Here is a 16,492-nt window from a genome sequence, read left to right on the forward strand (position 1 = left end):
AAACTCCGGGGCCGAGCGGCTTCGCGAATCCAACGGACATCGAACCCGCCGCCCGGCCCGGACGAAGGTCGATGCCATTGGTCTCGCCCAAGCAGTTTCCCGCTTCCACCGCACCACGGCCTCTCGGCCGAGTATGTTGACACGGTGGCCCGTCCGATCGGACGGCTGGCTACTCCCCAGATGACGCGCGCGGGTTAGACCGCTTGTCGGCGCGAGGCAAGTCCCGCGATGCTGTCGCCGCGGCTTCTTCCGATTCGGCGATATCGGCATCCATCGCCTTGGCGCGCGCTTCAATCTCCTCGGCCGCCTTGTCGTAGCGCGCCTCGAAATCGGGTTCGTCCTTGCACCCCGCCAGCAAGAGCAACGGCAGCAGGATCAGCGCGCCGCGCATCAATAATCCTTGCGGTAGCGGATGCTGAGGTTCGACTGACCCGAACCGCCCGCCTGACTCAGCAGCGACAGCGCGCGGGTCAGGCTGATCTCGAGCTGCGTTGCGGTGTAACCGCGCGCGTCGGTGATGACCTCCAGATAGATATCCTTGGTGATATATTGCCCGGCGGCGAGCGCGGTACCGCGCCCGACCGTGTCGTCGGGACCGAGCACCCGCAGTCGGTCGATGCCGGTCGCCGACTGCAGCGCGCCAAGCGGGCTCAATCCCCCGCCCCCACTGCTCAGCGTATTGAGTGACGAAGCGAGCTGCACGGCTTGCAATGGCGACAGCGTCGTGATCGAATCGCCGAACAGGATACGCGAGACGATCTCGTCCTGCGGCAGGCCCGGAACGCTGGAGAACGCAATCTGCGGGTTGCTCGCACGGCCCGACACCGCGACGTTCACCGTCACCGTCTCGATCGTATCGCTCGCGAGCAGGCGGATCGCCGGATCGTAGGCGTCGCCGGTCGGGAAGGTCACGCGGCCTTCCTGTAATTCGAATGAGCGTCCGGCAAACCCCAGCGTCCCGCGCACCAGCTCGATTTCACCCGTCACGCGCGGCGCCAGCGTTGTCCCGCGCAGGACGATATCGGCCATCCATTCCGATTCGAGCCCCATGCCGCTAACGTAGATTTCATCCGACGCCTTCAGCGCGATATCGAGCCGGATCAGGTCGAACAGGCTGCCGCCGACCGCTGCCAGTCCGTCGCCGCTGATCCGCGGGCGCCCCGCCGCGGGTTTGCGCCTGATGCCGGTCAGCACCGGCACCTGCGCCGCGCCCTCGCGCACGATACGATAGCGCGTTTCAGGAAGGCGCAGGCTGCCCGACAGCAGCGCCGCCTGCCCCGCGACCTTTTCGAGCACCAGATTGCCCGTCGCGCGCGCCGCGATATTCTCGCTGCGTGCGAGCCGCGCATTGTCGAGCGTCATCGCGATATTCATCGGGTAGCCATCTGCCTGCGCCAGGCTGATATAGCCCTTCGCTTCGACCTTGCCGTCGCCAGCCGTCGCGGTCAGCTGATCGATCTCCAGCCGGTTTCCGTCAAAGCGACCGGCTACGACCATGTTGGTCAGGCGCGTGCCATAGGTCTGGTTTTCATAAACCATATCCTTGCCGCGCACGACACCCGACAGGCAAGGGTCGGCGACGCTGCAACTGAAATCGGCGGCAACCGCGATCGGCCCTGACACACCTTGGTCGGCGGGCCCGAAGAAGGAATAAAGCGTGTCCGATGGGCCATTATAGCGGATGCCGCCGCCCAATGGCGCCGCGCGCAGGCGCGTCGTCCAATCGCCTGCGCCGGGACCGAGGGGCCGCAGCGACGCCTGCATCCGTCCGATCACGCTGCCGCGCTTGCGCATCACCGCGCGCGCTTCGCCGCCGTCACTGAGCAACTTGCCGGCGAAATTGACATCGACCGGCTGGCTGACCGACGCCGCGGTCGTCCGGGTAAAGCCGGTGATCGTCAGCCGCGCATCGGCGCGCGGGAAGCTTTCCGAACTCGCCTGCTCGAAATCGAGGCTGCCCGTCGCGCGCCCGCCAAGCCCCATGTCGGGATAGACGGCGTTGAGGATCGCCATGTTGACGCGCTCGAGCCGACTCTGGATCATGATACCGTCGCCGAACCGCCCGGCTACCCGCGCGCTGCTGCCGCGTCCCAAATTGACCGTCGTCGGCAGCAGTTCATAGCTATCCGAACCGGGGATGATCCGCGCGGGTGATGTGGTGCGGAAGTTGATCCCCGTCGCGCGGCCCTGCACCGACGCGCGCCACAGCTCGGGGGTCAGATCGGCGTTGGCGGCGATGCGGAACGGCACCCCGCTGGTGCCCTCGACCAGCGCCTGCGCCTTGCCGCGCCCGTTGCGGTAATCGATCTTCACCCGTCCGACCGCGATATCGTACTCGCGGATGCGCGTCTGCGCGATCTGGATATCGGCGACGACATGCGGGGTGTCATACAGCGTCACATCGGCATCGACGATCGCCGATCCGACCGCCAGCTTGGCGGGCCCAGGCAGCACGACATCATTGGCCCGGACATTGATCGCCGCCGCCTGATACTGGCCCGCAGCGCTCAACCGGACGAGGCCGCCCAGTCCCTGCCCTGATGCGTTGAGCTGTCCAACGAACGGCCCCGCTCTGCTTTGTACCAAGCGCCCGTTAAATCCGATGCCCGACAAATCACCGCGCGCGATATCGATCGTCAACGGACCCGTTGCGGTCAGCAGCACGACATCGGCGGACAACGGTCCGTAATCGGTGTCGCCCGTCGCGGCGAGGTGATAGCCATTCGGCGCCCCATTGATTTCCGCGACCAGATTGGCGAGGCCGATGCCAAGCCCAGGACGTTCGGCGGTCAGCGTCGCGCGCGGATCGCTGATTGTCCCCGCCAGCTGGACGCCAAGCGGGCCGTAGTCGGTGGAATTGGCGCGCGCGGTCAGTCGCACCTGTCCGTTCGGCGCATAGCTCCCTTGCCCGCCAACGATCCGCAGCAGCGGTGACGTCATCCGCAGATTGGCGAAACGGACGATCCCGTCGGTGCCATAGCGGACGTTACTGGTCGCCACCGCATTGCCGCCCAGCAGGTCGCGTACCCCCGAATTGAACAATTGGGTCGATCGTGCGCGAACACGTCCCGCAATCGCAAAGCCGCCGTTCGGCGCAGTTTCCAGATCGGCGTCGGTATCGATGTCGAAAATGCCGACACTTTCGATGCGATAGTCGTTGATCCGCCCGTCGATCGCCCCAGTGTAAAAACCCCGGTTCAGGTCAGCGATGACGATTGCCTTGGCATCGATGCGAGGCGACCGCAGCCGCAGATTGTCGCTGAGGATGCGGCCATTGCTGTAGGCAAGATCGCCGTCGAGCCGTACCTGCACCAGCGTCCCGCCCGCGACCGCGTCGAGGCCGCGGATCCGCGCCGCGCGGCCCGCGACCGGAATAATGATTTGATCGGCGTCGACGCGCGCCTTGCCCGACAGACTCAACGTGTCGATCACAATGTCGTTGACCGCGAGTGCATTCGCATTCGCCTGATACGCGACAGTCGGCAGGTCCAACCCCCCGTCCAGCGTCGCCGTCGCCCGCACACCATCGGCGCGAACCGACGGCGCAATGGCACCGGGGCGGAGCAGAACGAACGCCAGCTGCAATGCTTCATACCGGCTGTTGCCCAGATCGAGCCCGCCGCTCACCCCCAAGCGGAAGGCATCGGACGAAAAGCGACCATCGAGATCGGCTTTGCGCTCTTCAAGCCGCGCCGTCAGGTCGACCGCCGTTTCCGGCCCCAGCAGCGCTGCCGTTGCACCCGTGAACAGCCGCGAAACCTGCGCGCTCCCTTTGACTGCAAAGGTACCGTTACGGCCGGTCAGCGCCAATCGTGCGAGAGGCGCGGCACCAAGATCGGCTATGAGATTGCCATTCCAGACTTTCCAGTCACCGCGTCCCGCCAGCTTGGCTGTCAACGGCTCTTTGAAGCCGCCCATGGCCGCAATTACCCCGCCCTGAGGCGCTGTCACATTCAGGGTGACGTCAAACCGGTTCGCTTCCGGAACGGCAACGAGCAGCAGCGCCAGCGTGTCGCCCTTGGCATTGGCGCCGATCGTCGCGGCATTCGCCGTGATCTGCGCGCGCCGATCGGCAATAGCGATCTTTCCCGCCAACCGCGCTGCCTGCCGCTCACCGGCGACGGCGGGGTCAAAAATGAAACGATCGACGCGCAACGCGCCGATGTCGATATCAAGATCGGGCAGCAGCGGCTCGCCGGTATCGGGCACGACCTTGAACGCCGGCATCTTGCGCATCGTCATCGTCGCGGCAGTTGCCGAGCGGACGTCGACATGGTTGGCGAAATAGCGGAGTGGGCGCCAATCGACCTGCACTTCGGGCGACTCAAGAAAAACGCCCTTGGGATCGGACAGCGTGAAGTTGCGGATGACCATGCGGCCATAAAGCGACCCGTCGAGCCGCCCGATGCCGATCTTCATCCCGTTTTCGAATTCATATTTCTCGACCTGGGTAACGACGAAACGCCGCCCGGCATCGCTGTTCAGGCCCACCAGAAACAATGCAAACAGCAGGATCAGCCCGAGCAGCGATAAGCCGATCCAGCGGAGAATCGTCATCGGCCAGCTGCGCGCCTTTACACGCACCGCGGCATCTGCCGCCACGGGCGCGTCATCAGCCATCAGAAAGCTTGCCCGATCGACACATAGACGCTGACCAGCGCTTCTCCCGGCTTGCGTCCGATCGGCGTCGCGACGTCCAGCCGCATAGGACCGAAGTTGGTGTAGTAGCGCGCCCCGATGCCAGCGCCAAAGCGCAGGTCAGAGAAGGTCGGTGTCGAACCGCGATACACCTGCCCCGCATCGACAAAGCCGACGACGCCGAAATTGCCGAAACGATAGCGTCCCTCGAACGCCGCCTCAGCGACACTGCGCCCGCCGATCGGATCATCATTGGGATCCTTCGGTCCGAGTTCCTGATAGCCAAACCCGCGCACTGATCCGCCGCCACCGGCATAGAAACGCCGCGATGGCGCCAACCGTTCGCGCGCGGCGCCCAGGATCGACCCGGCGCGCACGCGCCCCGCCAGCACGATATTGTCGGCGACCGGATAATAGCCGCTGACGTCAAGACGAGCGCGCGCGTAGGGCGAAAATTGCCCGGCGAGCGATCCTTCAGGCTGAATGAGTGCGGTCACGCGAAAGCCTTTGGTAGGATCGAGCAGGCTGTCGGTGCGGTCCATCCCGACCTGCCCCGTCAGACCAAAGATTGTATAGAAATCGCGGTTCCGCTCGGCGCGCGCGAAGTCATAATCGTCTTCGCTCGTCGCGATCAGCTCGGCGCCAAAGGCATAGGTGAATTTCTTTTGCCAGATCGGCGTCGAATCATAGCTGACGCGCGCCGCGATACGCCCGGTGATCGCGTTGAACGCATTATAGTCGCTCCGCGTCGCTTCGGCGACCAGTTCAAAGGTGCGATCGCGGCGTCCGGCGTTCGAACGGCGCAAAGTCGCGCCGATGCCCTGCTCCTGCGTCCCCACTACGCCGCGAAAGATCAGCGCACCTTCAGGCGGCAGCAGGTTGCGGTGCGTCCAGCTGCCCTCGACGCGCAGCCCCTCGCCGGTGCCGTAACCGGCGCTGGCGGCCAGGGTGCGCGGCGGCCCCGCTTGCTGCGTCACCAGCATCGTCACATATTCCGTATCGTCGCCCGCGCTCTCGCCGGTCGGCTGCGGCTCGGCAGCGACGGTGGCGAATAGGCCGGTCGCGACCAGCGCCTGACGCAGATCATCGACCTTGCGGCTGTCGTAAAGTTCGCCGCGATTGAAGCGCGCGAGCACCGCGACATGCTCGGCGTCGAACGCCAGATCGCCGGTCGTCTCTATGCCCCCGAACCGTGATCTTTTGCCGATGTCGATGGGCAGCGTATATGCGCCGTCCCCGGTCGCCCCATCGAGCAAGATGTCGCGCTGGCCAACCTCAGCAAAGGGGTAGCCCTCTTCGGGCAATTTAAGCGCGATCGCCGCCTCGGCGCCCTGGACGCGCTGCGCGACAATCGGTTCGCCGACGCTGAGCGGAAAATTGTCGGCAATCAGGTTTGGAGGGATGGTGGGATCGGCCTTCAGAATGATCTCGGCCAGCTTGTACTGCGTTCCCGGCTTCACATCGATAACCGCTGTGAGGGGGCGGCGCTGGCGCGGTTGCCCCTCCTGTCCTTCTTGACGTTCACCGCGATCGATCCGGGTATCGACCACCGCGTCATAATAGCCCTCGGACGCCAGGATGCGCTGCATCAACTCGCCATCGGCGGTCAGGCGGGCGCGTACCATCGCGGCATTGTCGGCCTTGCCGTCGCCGTCATAGAGCGCCGACAAGTCTCCGAACAGGTCGGCGAGGTCAACATCGGTGCTGTCGTCGGCAGGGGCCAGTCCGTTGACCTGCACCGTATAGGCGACGCTGACATTCTCGCGGTCGTCCTCCGCCTCGGCGAATTCGACCGGTTCGACATCGAAATTTTCGAGCGGCGGCAGCGGCGCGGCGAGTTCGCGGTCGGTAATCAGCGCATCGCCGATGACCTCCACCGCATCGCCATCAGCCAGCGCCGGGACCGGCACGCCATCGACCGCGGGCGTCGCGGCATCCGCTGCTGCATCGGCAGTCGTCGACGCATCGGCGGCTTGCCGCCGTTCAAAGTCGGCAATCGATTCGAGCGGTCGGTTGAGTTCGGGATCGTCCTCCGCGAATATCTGCGGAATCGCTTTTTCAAACTCCTCGTCGCTGATGATCGGCGCCACTTCGGGAAATGCGACATCGGGCGGCGGCGACGTCGGAGCCGCGATGGAATTTTCGGGTGCGGGTTCAACGGTCGGCACGACTTGTGGCGGCTCAACCGGCTGCGCGCCCGCAGAGGTCGCCCAGGCCAGGCCAAAAACAGACGCCGACACGATCAATAGCGGTCGCGACCGCATCAAACGCATCGGGTGATAATCACAGGAGGTTTCAGTGTTTTGCATCTATGGGCCGCCGATATGGCATCTCTGACCGTCGTGCGGTGGCGGCGCAACTGGTTTCTATGTGCCCAAAGCGGCGACTCCGCTTCGCTTCGTCGCATTTTCTTGCCGCTACCGATGCGTGGCAGAACAGCGGCAGGATCAGGTGTCGGCGTCAGGAATCGACGCCGAACAGGTCGCGGCTGTAAACCTTGTCTTCAACGTCTGCCAAGTCGTCGGTCACCCGGTTGGCGATAATGACATCGGCCTCGGCTTTGAACGCTGCCAGATCGCGTACCACGCGCGAATTGAACAACCGCTCGTCATCGATCAGCGGTTCATAGACGATCACCTCCACCCCCTTCGCCTTGATCCGCTTCATTACTCCCAGTATGCTGCTGGCGCGGAAATTGTCCGATCCCGCCTTCATCGCCAAACGGTGGATGCCGACCACGCGCGGACGGCGCTTGAGCACCTCGGAGGCGACGAAATCCTTGCGCGTCGTGTTTGATGACACGATCGCCTGGATCAAATTTTGCGGCACCTCGCTGTAGTTGGCCAGCATCTGCTTGGTGTCTTTGGGCAGGCAATAGCCGCCGTAACCAAAGGACGGGTTGTTATAGAAACTGCCGATCCGCGGGTCGAGGCACACGCCCTCGATGATCTGGCGCGAATCGGCACCGTGCATCGCAGCGTAAGTGTCGAGCTCGTTGAAGAACGCGACCCGCATCGCAAGATAGGTGTTGGCGAACAGCTTGATCGCTTCGGCCTCGGTGTTACCCGTCTGCAAAACGGTAGCGTCATGTTTCAAAGAGGCGGAAAGTAAGAGCTGGGCGAATTCCGCCGCGCGCGGGTGCGTGTTCCCAACGATAATCCGCGATGGGTGCAGATTGTCATAGAGCGCCCGTCCTTCGCGCAGAAATTCGGGCGAAAAGACGATCGCGTCGGTCTTGTGCTTGGCGCGCATCCGATCGGTGAATCCGACCGGTACCGTCGATTTCACCACGATCACCGCGGCGGGGGCCAATTCCAACGCGTCAGCGATCACCGATTCGACCGAGCCGGTGTTGAAGTAATTGGTGTCGGGATCATAATCGGTCGGCGTCGCGACCACGACAAAATCGGCGCCCTCATAAGCAGCTTGCTTGTCGATGGTTGCCGTCAGATCGAGTTTGCGGTTTGCCAGATACTCCTCGATTTCGGGATCAGCGATCGGGGAGCGGTGGGCATTGATTTGATCGACCTTGCGGCTGTCGATATCGAGCGCCACAACCCGATTATGCTGTGCCAGCAGCACCGCGTTTGAGATACCGACATAGCCGGTGCCAACGATTGTGATTTTGACCGGATCGTTCGGCACTGGTGTTATTCTCCTGTAATGGCTGCCGCCACCTAACAGCCGGGGCCAAATCGCTCAACCACGACGCGGCCGGAGCTGCGACGACAAAGCCGCAATCAGGTACCGCAAAAGGTTTTGTAAGGGTCAGCGTCGACTGGCGCCGGCTGCGCGAAAGCAGCCCACTCGGCGCGCTCGACATAGGGGTTTTGCACGACTTGCAGAAGTTCGGTCCAAGGCGCCATGTCCCCTGCCTCCGCCGCAACCAGCGCAGCCTCGACGAGATGATTGCGCGGAATATAGAGCGGATTCACCGCATCCATCGCGTCAGCGCGCTCCAGCGGTGCAATCGCTTCGCGCTCAAGCTGCGCCCACCAATCCGCGATCCACGGCGCCATTGCCTCAGCATCGGGCAGCAGAGCTTGCAGCATGTCGCCATCGCCGCGCAGTAACTGCGCGAGCGCGCGGAAAAAGGAGGTAAAATCGACGGCATGCTGTTCCAGCTCGCCGAACAGCGAATCGATCAACGGCTCATCGGCCTTGTGTGGCTGCCCCAGCCCCAGCTTCGCGCGCATTTCGTCGAGCCATATCGCGCGAAACCGGGCGGGAATCGCGTCAACCAACGCCTTGGCCGCGTCGACGTCAGCAGGATTTACGGCATGGATCGCAGGCAACATAGCCTCTGCATAACGCGCCATATTCCAGTGCGTAATTTGCGGCTGACGCCCGTAGGCATAGCGCCCGTTCGCATCGATCGAACTGAACACCGTGTTCACGGCAAAGCGATCCATGAAGGCGCAGGGACCGTAATCGAGCGTCTCGCCGCTGACAGCGACATTATCGGTGTTCATCACCCCATGAATGAAACCCACACCCATCCAGCGGGCGACAAGCTCGCATTGCAGGCCAATGACGCGATCGAGCAGCGCGAGGTGCGGATTGGCGGCCTCGACGAGCTCAGGAAAGTGACGACGGATGGTGTAATTGGACAGCCGGATGACATGGTCGGCACCAAAATGCGCCGCAAAAAACTGAAAAGTCCCAACCCGAATATGACTGCTCGCAACGCGCGTCAGCACGGCGCCAGGATGCGTCCGCTCACGCTGCACCTGATCACCGGTTGCCACCGCAGCCAGCGACCGCGTCGTCGGCACCTCCATCGCGGCCATCGCCTCGGACACGAGATACTCGCGTAGAACTGGGCCAATCGCCGCTTTGCCGTCGCCGTTGCGCGAGAAGGCAGTGGGGCCAGATCCTTTGAGTTGAATGTCGAAGCGCGCACCGCCCGGAGCAATGATCTCGCCGAGAAGCAACGCACGACCGTCGCCGAGTTGCGACGAAAATTGTCCGAACTGATGGCCAGCGTAGGCAAAGGCGAGCGGATTCGCACCTTCGGGCAATTCCAACCCCGAAAGAAAATGCCCGAGTAGCTGGTCCGTTGCCTTGCCGACTACCACTCCCAGGCGCTTGGCCAGCGCGTGATTGAATGCCAGCAGCGCCGGGGCGGAAGGCCTTGCTGCCACGGCGGGAGCATAAAAGCCCTCCATCGATGCGTGAAAACTATTGCTAAAGGCAAAATCCATGCAAAGGCTCCCGAATCTGGTCTACTTCAAGTCTTGCTGCGAGGACTGCAAGAATTAAGCGACAGCTCTAGCCGGGCACGGCCGGAAACGATCGCGGCTGCGGATCGGAGGAACTTGCCCGCCCGATCCAACATGAACGTCAACGCCCCGTTTCACCTCGAGCGGTCCAGGCGTTCTGTAAAAATGCAATGTCGTTCTCCCATCATAACGTAATGAGCAGCGCTGATCGAATTGCGCAGCGATCCTGTGCGGCCAACGGCGAAAATGCGCTACCGGGAGCAAACGGGAGAACAGCTGCGTTCGGATTTATCCGCATTCCTGCCTCCGGCCTTTCCCCGCTACACAAATCCTCGTCCCCGCATTGAACTGCTAATGTGAAAAGCCAAGGAGCACTTACCAGTTCGGTCTACATGGCCGCCAGCAAGACCATATGAGGACGGGGAAGCTCGCGCTTCCAACGGTACCACCGAACTGGAAGTCATTTTTTCTGCAACAGGCGCGCAGGATTACCTATGACCGTTTCTCCGGGCGGAACATTTTTCGTAACCACCGCGCCCATGCCAATCACCGCACCCGCGCCGACTACAAGCGGATTCTCGGCTGTGCCTTGGCGAAGTATGGCTCCCGTCCCAACATAGGCATAGTCGTGGATATGCACATTTCCGTTACATTTTGCGCCCGGCGCGAGCGTCACAAAATCACCAATGATACAGTCATGTGCCACGTAGCTATAGATGTTGGCATGAAAGCCGCGTCCTATCCGGACGTTCGAGGTAATGGATGAAAACGGCTGCAGAATTGATCCTTCACCTATTAGAACATCGTCGCCAATAACGGCATTTGAAGCGCGAATTTCACAAATCGCTACACCGGCCTTGGTGCAACGTTCCATGAGCTTCTCGCGAACCGGCGCGTCTGCGATTGCGATCGCAACCCCCAAGAACGAACCAGCCCGCAGAAAAGAATCCCAAGTGAAAATCTCATGTTTATTTACTCGGTCGACCGACCGGGTCGTGTCGTCATCTATGAAGACTAGCCGGTCACCGTTTCGCTCGTACTGCTCTCGCGCGATTGGCATTACCTCCCGTCCGAAGCCACTAGCCCCATAAATACCGATCAGCCGCATTATGTATTTCTCCTACGGAGGATATCGCGCCACGCTATTGGTCACGTGTTCCGACAAACTTTGGCATCGTGGCTTCGCCGTCGGCGCTAATTCCTTCGCGCTTCAGAACCTTCGCAAGCGTCGAGAAAAGGATGCTGACGTCTAGCCAAAGGCTGCGGTTGTCCACATACCAACTGTCGAGCGCGAATTTTTGCTCCCAAGTTAACGCATTGCGACCGTTGATCTGCGCCCACCCTGTCACACCAGGCCGCACGTCGTGTCGACGCGCCTGTTCGGCATCGTAGAGAGGAAGATAGTCCATTAACAAGGGGCGCGGGCCAACAAGACTCATCTCCCCCTTCAAGACGTTCCAAAGCTCAGGCAATTCGTCGAGGCTCGACGCGCGCAGAAAGCGGCCGAAATCGGTAATTCGCTCGGCGTCGGCGAGCGGCTGCCCATCCTGGTCGACCGCCTCGCGCATGGTACGGAATTTCAGCATTTCGAACGGCTCGCCATGCAGCCCTGGGCGCTGCTGGCGAAAAATCACTGGCGATCCCATCTGGCAGCGGACTATCAGCGCGACAATCACCACCACCGGCAGCAGAACCGGTAGCAAGGCTATCACCAGCACAAGATCAAACACGCGTTTCATTGTTGCAGGTATCCGAACTCCTTTGGCGGCGGAACTATCACATGGATGCCCTGCCACGATTCATTTCGCCGCCCATGCAATTACCGCCACCCTAACGCAAGGCATTAGGTTGGCCTGTAGGCACTGCGGCCTCGACGTGCACAAGTAACCGCAGTTAAGCTACTGAACGCGGGCGCTATATTGCGTCCAATATCAAGCAAAATGAACAGCCTGCATTGCTGACGTGCGCGATTATCGTCATTGAATCCAACCATGATGTCTGCAATAGGAGCCGCGGCTTTTTAAGGTAACGAAAAGTGGCGGGCGCAGGGTGTTTGTGCTCCGAGGAAGATAGATGATCGACGGAAACTCGCGTATTCTGATCACCGGCGGCACGGGGTCGTTCGGAAAGACAATCTTAGCACAGCTGCTCGACGACGGTGTGGGCGAGGTTCGCGTCCTCAGCCGAGACGAAGAGAAACAGGATGCCATGCGCGCCGAGCTTCACGATCCGCGCGTTCGTTATTACGTCGGCGACATTCGCGACCGCGCTAGCGTCGACCGCGCGATGCATGGCACAACGGCAGTTTTCCATGCGGCGGCGCTGAAGCAGGTACCAAGCTGTGAGTTCTTCCCGCTCGAAGCGGTACGGACTAACATCCTAGGGTCAGAAAACGTCATCCGCTCGGCGATCGAATCGCGCATCAGCAGCCTCGTCTGCCTATCGACGGACAAGGCGGTCCACCCGATCAACGCGATGGGCGTGTCGAAGGCGATGATGGAAAAGCTCGCCAACGCCGCAGCGCGTGAGATCGGCACCGACGCCGACACGACGATCAGCTGTGTGCGTTACGGCAATGTCATGTGCTCGCGTGGCTCGGTCATTCCGCTATTCATGAAGCAGATCATGGGCGGCCAGCCGATCACCGTCACCGAGCCGGCCATGACACGTTTCCTGATGCCTCTGCGCGACAGCGTGGCGCTGGTACGCTTCGCCTTCACCCATGCGCGGCAGGGTGACCTGTTCATCAAGAAAGCGGCGGCATCGACCATCGGCGACCTTGTCAACGCGCTAAAGGAACTGTTCGACGCGCCGGATCACCAAGTCAATGTCATCGGCTGGCGCCACGCCGAAAAGCTCTATGAAACGCTCGCTAGCGCACAGGAACTTGGCAAGTCAGAGGATCTCGGCGAATATTGGCGCATCAAGCTCGACGCCCGTGATCTGAACTATCCCGCCTATTTCAGCGAAGGTGACGATCTCGATTCCCAACGCGAGGATTATCATTCGCACAATACCGAGCAGTTGGACGTCGAAGGCGTCAAGCAGCTGCTGCTGAGCCTTCCCGAAGTCCGCGCGCAGCTTGCGCTTTGGAAAGGAGAGGCAGCTTGAAGATCGCCGTCACCGGCGTCAAGGGACTGCTGGGATGGCACGCCGCAGCCCGGCTGCACGCGGCGAACTGCGCAGCGCGCTTCCGCGGCGATGCGCCACCCTATGAACTGGCGCTGCTGGATCATGCCGCATTCGAGGATAGCGATCAGCTCGGCGCTGCGGTGCAGGGCGCTGCGGCGGTGCTGCATTTCGCCGGGGTCAACCGCGGCGCCGAATCCGAGGTTGAGGCCGCCAATCCGGCAATCGCGCAAAAGCTAGCCGACGCCTGCCGGTGCACCGGATCGACGCCGCACATCGTCTATGCCAACAGCATCCACGCAAGCGGCGACACCTTCTACGGCCGTTCCAAACGAGTCGCGGGCGAAATTCTGGCCGCTGCCGGCGGCACGTACAGCGAGATGATGCTGCCGCATATCTTTGGCGAATGCGCGCGCCCTTATTACAACAATGTCACCGCGACGCTGATCGACCAAATCTGGAAGGGGGAACAGCCGACAATCAATCCCGAGGGACGCGTTTCGCTGTTCCACGCGGGCGCCGCCGCCGATCTGGCGATCGACGCCGCGCTTGGCAAATGGTCGGGCACCGCGGCGCCGGCGGGCCGCGATATGAGCATCGTCGAACTTTACGCCCGACTGACGGCTTTTCACGCGCTCTACAGTGCGAACCTCTTCCCCAATCTTGGCGATGGGTTCGACCTAGCGCTGTTCAACAGCTATCGCACCGGCGGCTTTCCGAATTTCTATCCGAAGAAGATGGATCCAAAGAGCGACGCCCGCGGCACCTTGTTCGAAACCAGCAAGGCACATGGCGCGTCGCAGACGTTCGTGTCGACCACCCTGCCTGGCGCGACGCGCGGTGACCATTTCCATATCGACCTCGTCGAGCGCTTCGTCGTCGTGTCGGGCCGTGCGACGATCCGCGTTCGCAAGGTGCTGACCAACGAGATTCACAGTTTCTCGGTGTCGGGCGATGAGCCGGTTGCCATCGATATGCCGCCGTTTCATACCCACCATATCGTCAATGATAGCGGGGATCATGTCGTGACCTTCTTCTGGTCGCACCGACAGTTCGACCCGGCAAACCCTGATACCTTTGCCGATCCCGTCCTTATCCAGGCATAAGATTATGAGCACATTGAAGGTCACAACCATTCTCGGTACCCGGCCCGAGATCATCCGCCTGTCGCGCGTGATGGCGCGGCTCGATACGCTTACTGACCACCGGATCGTTCACACCGGCCAGAATTGGGACTATGAACTCAACGAACTGTTCTTCAGCGACCTCGGCGTACGCAAACCCGACAATTTTCTCGGCGTCGACACCTCCACTCTCGGTGCGGTCCTCGGCGGTATCCTGATCGAGACCGAGAAAGAATTGAAGGCGAACCGCCCCGACGCGCTTCTCGTTCTCGGCGATACGAACAGCGCGATCGCGGCGATCATAGCGCGCCGGATGAAGATCCCGGTCTATCATATGGAAGCGGGGAACCGCAGTTTCGACCGCAACGTACCCGAGGAAACGAACCGTCGGCTGGTCGATCACATCGCCGACTTTAATCTCGTCTATACCGAACATGCCCGCCGCCATCTGCTCAGTGAAGGGATCCAGCATCGCCGCGTCTATCTGACCGGATCGCCGATGAAGGAAGTGCTCGATCACTATCGCCCGCAGATCGAAGCGTCGGATGTGCTGTCCCGCTTGGGGCTAACCCGCCGCGGCTATTTCATTGTCTCGATGCACCGCGAGGAAAATGTCGACAGCAAGGATCGGCTAAAAGCGCTTGTCGGCACGCTGAACGCGCTCGCCGACACCTATGACCAGCCGGTGGTCGTATCGACCCACCCGCGCACGCGCAAACGGCTCGAGGCGCTCGAGGGCGTCACGCTTGACCCGCGCGTCCAATATATGAAGCCGTTCGGCTTCCACGATTACAACCACCTCCAGATGCATTCGCATTGCGCCATTTCGGACAGCGGCACGATCGCCGAAGAAAGCTCGATCCTGGACTTTCCGGCCATCACACCGCGCGATGCGATCGAGCGGCCCGAGGCGATGGACACCGGCAACATCATCGTCACCGGGCTCGATCAGCAGGCGATGCTCGAGTCGATCGCGGCGGCCGTGAAGATTCACGCTGAACGCGTGGGGGCCGGCCTGCCCTCCGTCGTCCCCGCCGACTATCAGATCGCAAACACGAGCGAACGCGTCGCCAAGCTACTCCTCGGTACTGCACGGCTGTCGAACGGCTGGGACGGCATCCGCATGCACGATTATGTCTGACGCAGGATAGTAGCGCCGATGCGCATTCTTTACCTCACCCAATGGTTCGATCCCGAGCCTGCAGTCAAGGACGCGGGCTTCGCGCGCGCGCTCGTCGATGCCGGGCATAAGGTCGAAGTGGCGACCGGCTTTCCCAACTATCCGGGCGGAAAACTCTATCCGGGCTATCGGCTCGGCCCTTATCGCACCGAGACGATCAACGGCGTCAAGGTCCATCGGCTGTGGCTCTATCCGTCGCACGACGCCTCGTCTTTGAAGCGTGTCTTCAATTATCTCAGCTTCTTCCTGTCGACCCTGATCTTTGGTCTGTTGCGCGGTAGGCGCTATGATCTCATCTATATATATCATCCGCCGCTGACCCCCGCCCTCGCGGCCGCGCTGTTCTGCAAGGTCCACCGCAAGCATTTCATCGTCGAAATTCAGGATCTCTGGCCCGACAGTGTAAGCGCGTCGGGTATGGCAAATCCGAATATCGTCCGGGTGCTCGAGCGCGCCTGCGCCTTCGTCTATCGCCGCGCGGCCCGCATTGTCCCGCAGAGTAACGGCATGAAGGCCGAACTGATCCAGCGCGGCGTTCCTGCCGAGCGGCTGGCCACGATCTTTAACTGGGCGACCTATCTTCCCCCTGCCCCAGGACAGGATCTCCCGGACGACATCGCGGCAGCTTTCGCGGGGCGCATCAACCTCGTCTATGGCGGCAATATCGGGCAAGCGCAGCAACTCGGCGTACTTGTCGACGCGGCGGTCGCAGCCCACCGTAGCAATCGGGCGATACGGCTGCACCTAGTCGGAGGCGGGATCGAGCGCGAACCGTTGCAACAGAAGGTCCGCGACTTGCGAGCGGACGACGCGGTGCATTTCCATCCGCCGATCGCGCGCGACATTATGGACCGCGTTTTCGATGCCGCCGACATATTGGTCATGCATCTGAAGCACGACCCGCTCTATCTGATCACTATCCCATCGAAAACGCAGCATTATCTTGCTTGCGGCAAACCGATCGTCGCCGGCCTGCCAGGCGAAGCCGCCGACATTCTGAAGCAGTCGGGCGGCGCAATTGTCTGCGCCCCCGGCGACGCGGCGGGGATGGCAGAAGGCCTGGAACGGATCGCGGCGATGACCGTCGGCGAAAGACGCACGATGGGCGCGCGCGCGCGTGCCTTTTACGATGCGAATTTCAGCATGAGCCGTGCGGTGGAAAAGACCGTGCAGTTGATCGAAGAGCAGCGTTGAGCCGA

The 16,492-nt window shown here is 61.8% G+C and carries 11 protein-coding genes and 1 riboswitch; of the genes, 4 read left to right on the forward strand and 7 right to left on the reverse strand.

The features are described 5' to 3' along the window. Window positions 1-13: 13 nt before the first annotated feature. Window positions 14-198, reverse strand: a riboswitch (yybP-ykoY riboswitch). The 7 genes from B4F07_RS14845 to B4F07_RS14875 form a co-directional block, all read right to left on the reverse strand. Next, window positions 170-391, reverse strand: a complete 222-nt coding sequence (locus tag B4F07_RS14845) for a hypothetical protein (RefSeq protein WP_293700590.1) — start codon at window positions 389-391, stop codon at window positions 170-172. Its footprint overlaps the riboswitch before it by 29 nt. After that, a complete protein-coding gene (locus tag B4F07_RS14850; RefSeq protein ID WP_293700591.1) occupies window positions 391-4,620 on the reverse strand; it encodes a translocation/assembly module TamB domain-containing protein in 4,230 nt (1,409 codons plus the stop codon). Before B4F07_RS14850 ends, B4F07_RS14845 begins: the two co-directional genes overlap by 1 nt. Continuing rightward, window positions 4,620-6,878: an autotransporter assembly complex protein TamA gene (locus B4F07_RS14855; protein ID WP_414711759.1), complete on the reverse strand. Its 2,259-nt coding sequence runs from the start codon at window positions 6,876-6,878 to the stop codon at window positions 4,620-4,622. Before B4F07_RS14855 ends, B4F07_RS14850 begins: the two co-directional genes overlap by 1 nt. 220 nt (window positions 6,879-7,098) lie before the next feature. After that, window positions 7,099-8,283 (reverse strand): nucleotide sugar dehydrogenase, encoded by a 1,185-nt coding sequence (locus tag B4F07_RS14860; protein ID WP_293700594.1) that lies wholly within the window; start codon window positions 8,281-8,283, stop codon window positions 7,099-7,101. A gap of 95 nt (window positions 8,284-8,378) precedes the next feature. Beyond that, window positions 8,379-9,842, reverse strand: a complete 1,464-nt coding sequence (locus B4F07_RS14865) for a protein adenylyltransferase SelO (RefSeq protein WP_293700595.1) — start codon at window positions 9,840-9,842, stop codon at window positions 8,379-8,381. Window positions 9,843-10,320: 478 nt separating this feature from the next. Then, on the reverse strand, window positions 10,321-10,968 hold the full coding sequence (locus B4F07_RS14870) for an acetyltransferase (protein WP_293700596.1): 648 nt from the start codon (window positions 10,966-10,968) through the stop codon (window positions 10,321-10,323). Window positions 10,969-11,002: 34 nt separating this feature from the next. Then, window positions 11,003-11,599: a sugar transferase gene (locus tag B4F07_RS14875; RefSeq protein WP_293700598.1), complete on the reverse strand. Its 597-nt coding sequence runs from the start codon at window positions 11,597-11,599 to the stop codon at window positions 11,003-11,005. Window positions 11,600-11,933: 334 nt separating this feature from the next. On the opposite strand from B4F07_RS14875, the gene B4F07_RS14880 reads away from it, so the two are divergent. From B4F07_RS14880 to B4F07_RS14895, 4 genes are read left to right on the forward strand one after another with little or no spacing between them, the layout of a single operon-like run. Beyond that, window positions 11,934-12,971 (forward strand): polysaccharide biosynthesis protein, encoded by a 1,038-nt coding sequence (locus tag B4F07_RS14880; protein WP_293700600.1) that lies wholly within the window; start codon window positions 11,934-11,936, stop codon window positions 12,969-12,971. After that, a complete protein-coding gene (locus B4F07_RS14885; protein WP_293700618.1) occupies window positions 12,968-14,095 on the forward strand; it encodes an NAD-dependent epimerase/dehydratase family protein in 1,128 nt (375 codons plus the stop codon). Before B4F07_RS14880 ends, B4F07_RS14885 begins: the two co-directional genes overlap by 4 nt. Window positions 14,096-14,099: 4 nt before the next feature. Next, window positions 14,100-15,254: a non-hydrolyzing UDP-N-acetylglucosamine 2-epimerase gene (gene wecB / locus B4F07_RS14890; RefSeq protein ID WP_293700620.1), complete on the forward strand. Its 1,155-nt coding sequence runs from the start codon at window positions 14,100-14,102 to the stop codon at window positions 15,252-15,254. An 18-nt stretch (window positions 15,255-15,272) separates the two neighbouring features. Then, entirely contained in the window at window positions 15,273-16,487 is a 1,215-nt protein-coding gene (locus B4F07_RS14895) for a glycosyltransferase family 4 protein (protein WP_293700622.1), read from the forward strand. Window positions 16,488-16,492 lie beyond the last annotated feature (5 nt).

The organism is Sphingopyxis sp. UBA6723 (genome assembly GCF_002454115.1).
Lineage (GTDB): Bacteria > Pseudomonadota > Alphaproteobacteria > Sphingomonadales > Sphingomonadaceae > Sphingopyxis.

Coding starts and splice junctions, on each gene's coding strand:
- B4F07_RS14895 (WP_293700622.1), top strand. CDS start 15,273: ATGCGCATTCTTTACCTCACCCAATGGTTCGATCCCGAGCCTGCAGTC.
- B4F07_RS14875 (WP_293700598.1), bottom strand. CDS start 11,599: ATGAAACGCGTGTTTGATCTTGTGCTGGTGATAGCCTTGCTACCGGTT.
- B4F07_RS14865 (WP_293700595.1), bottom strand. CDS start 9,842: ATGGATTTTGCCTTTAGCAATAGTTTTCACGCATCGATGGAGGGCTTT.
- B4F07_RS14850 (WP_293700591.1), bottom strand. CDS start 4,620: ATGGCTGATGACGCGCCCGTGGCGGCAGATGCCGCGGTGCGTGTAAAG.
- B4F07_RS14845 (WP_293700590.1), bottom strand. CDS start 391: ATGCGCGGCGCGCTGATCCTGCTGCCGTTGCTCTTGCTGGCGGGGTGC.
- B4F07_RS14870 (WP_293700596.1), bottom strand. CDS start 10,968: ATGCGGCTGATCGGTATTTATGGGGCTAGTGGCTTCGGACGGGAGGTA.
- wecB (WP_293700620.1), top strand. CDS start 14,100: ATGAGCACATTGAAGGTCACAACCATTCTCGGTACCCGGCCCGAGATC.
- B4F07_RS14880 (WP_293700600.1), top strand. CDS start 11,934: ATGATCGACGGAAACTCGCGTATTCTGATCACCGGCGGCACGGGGTCG.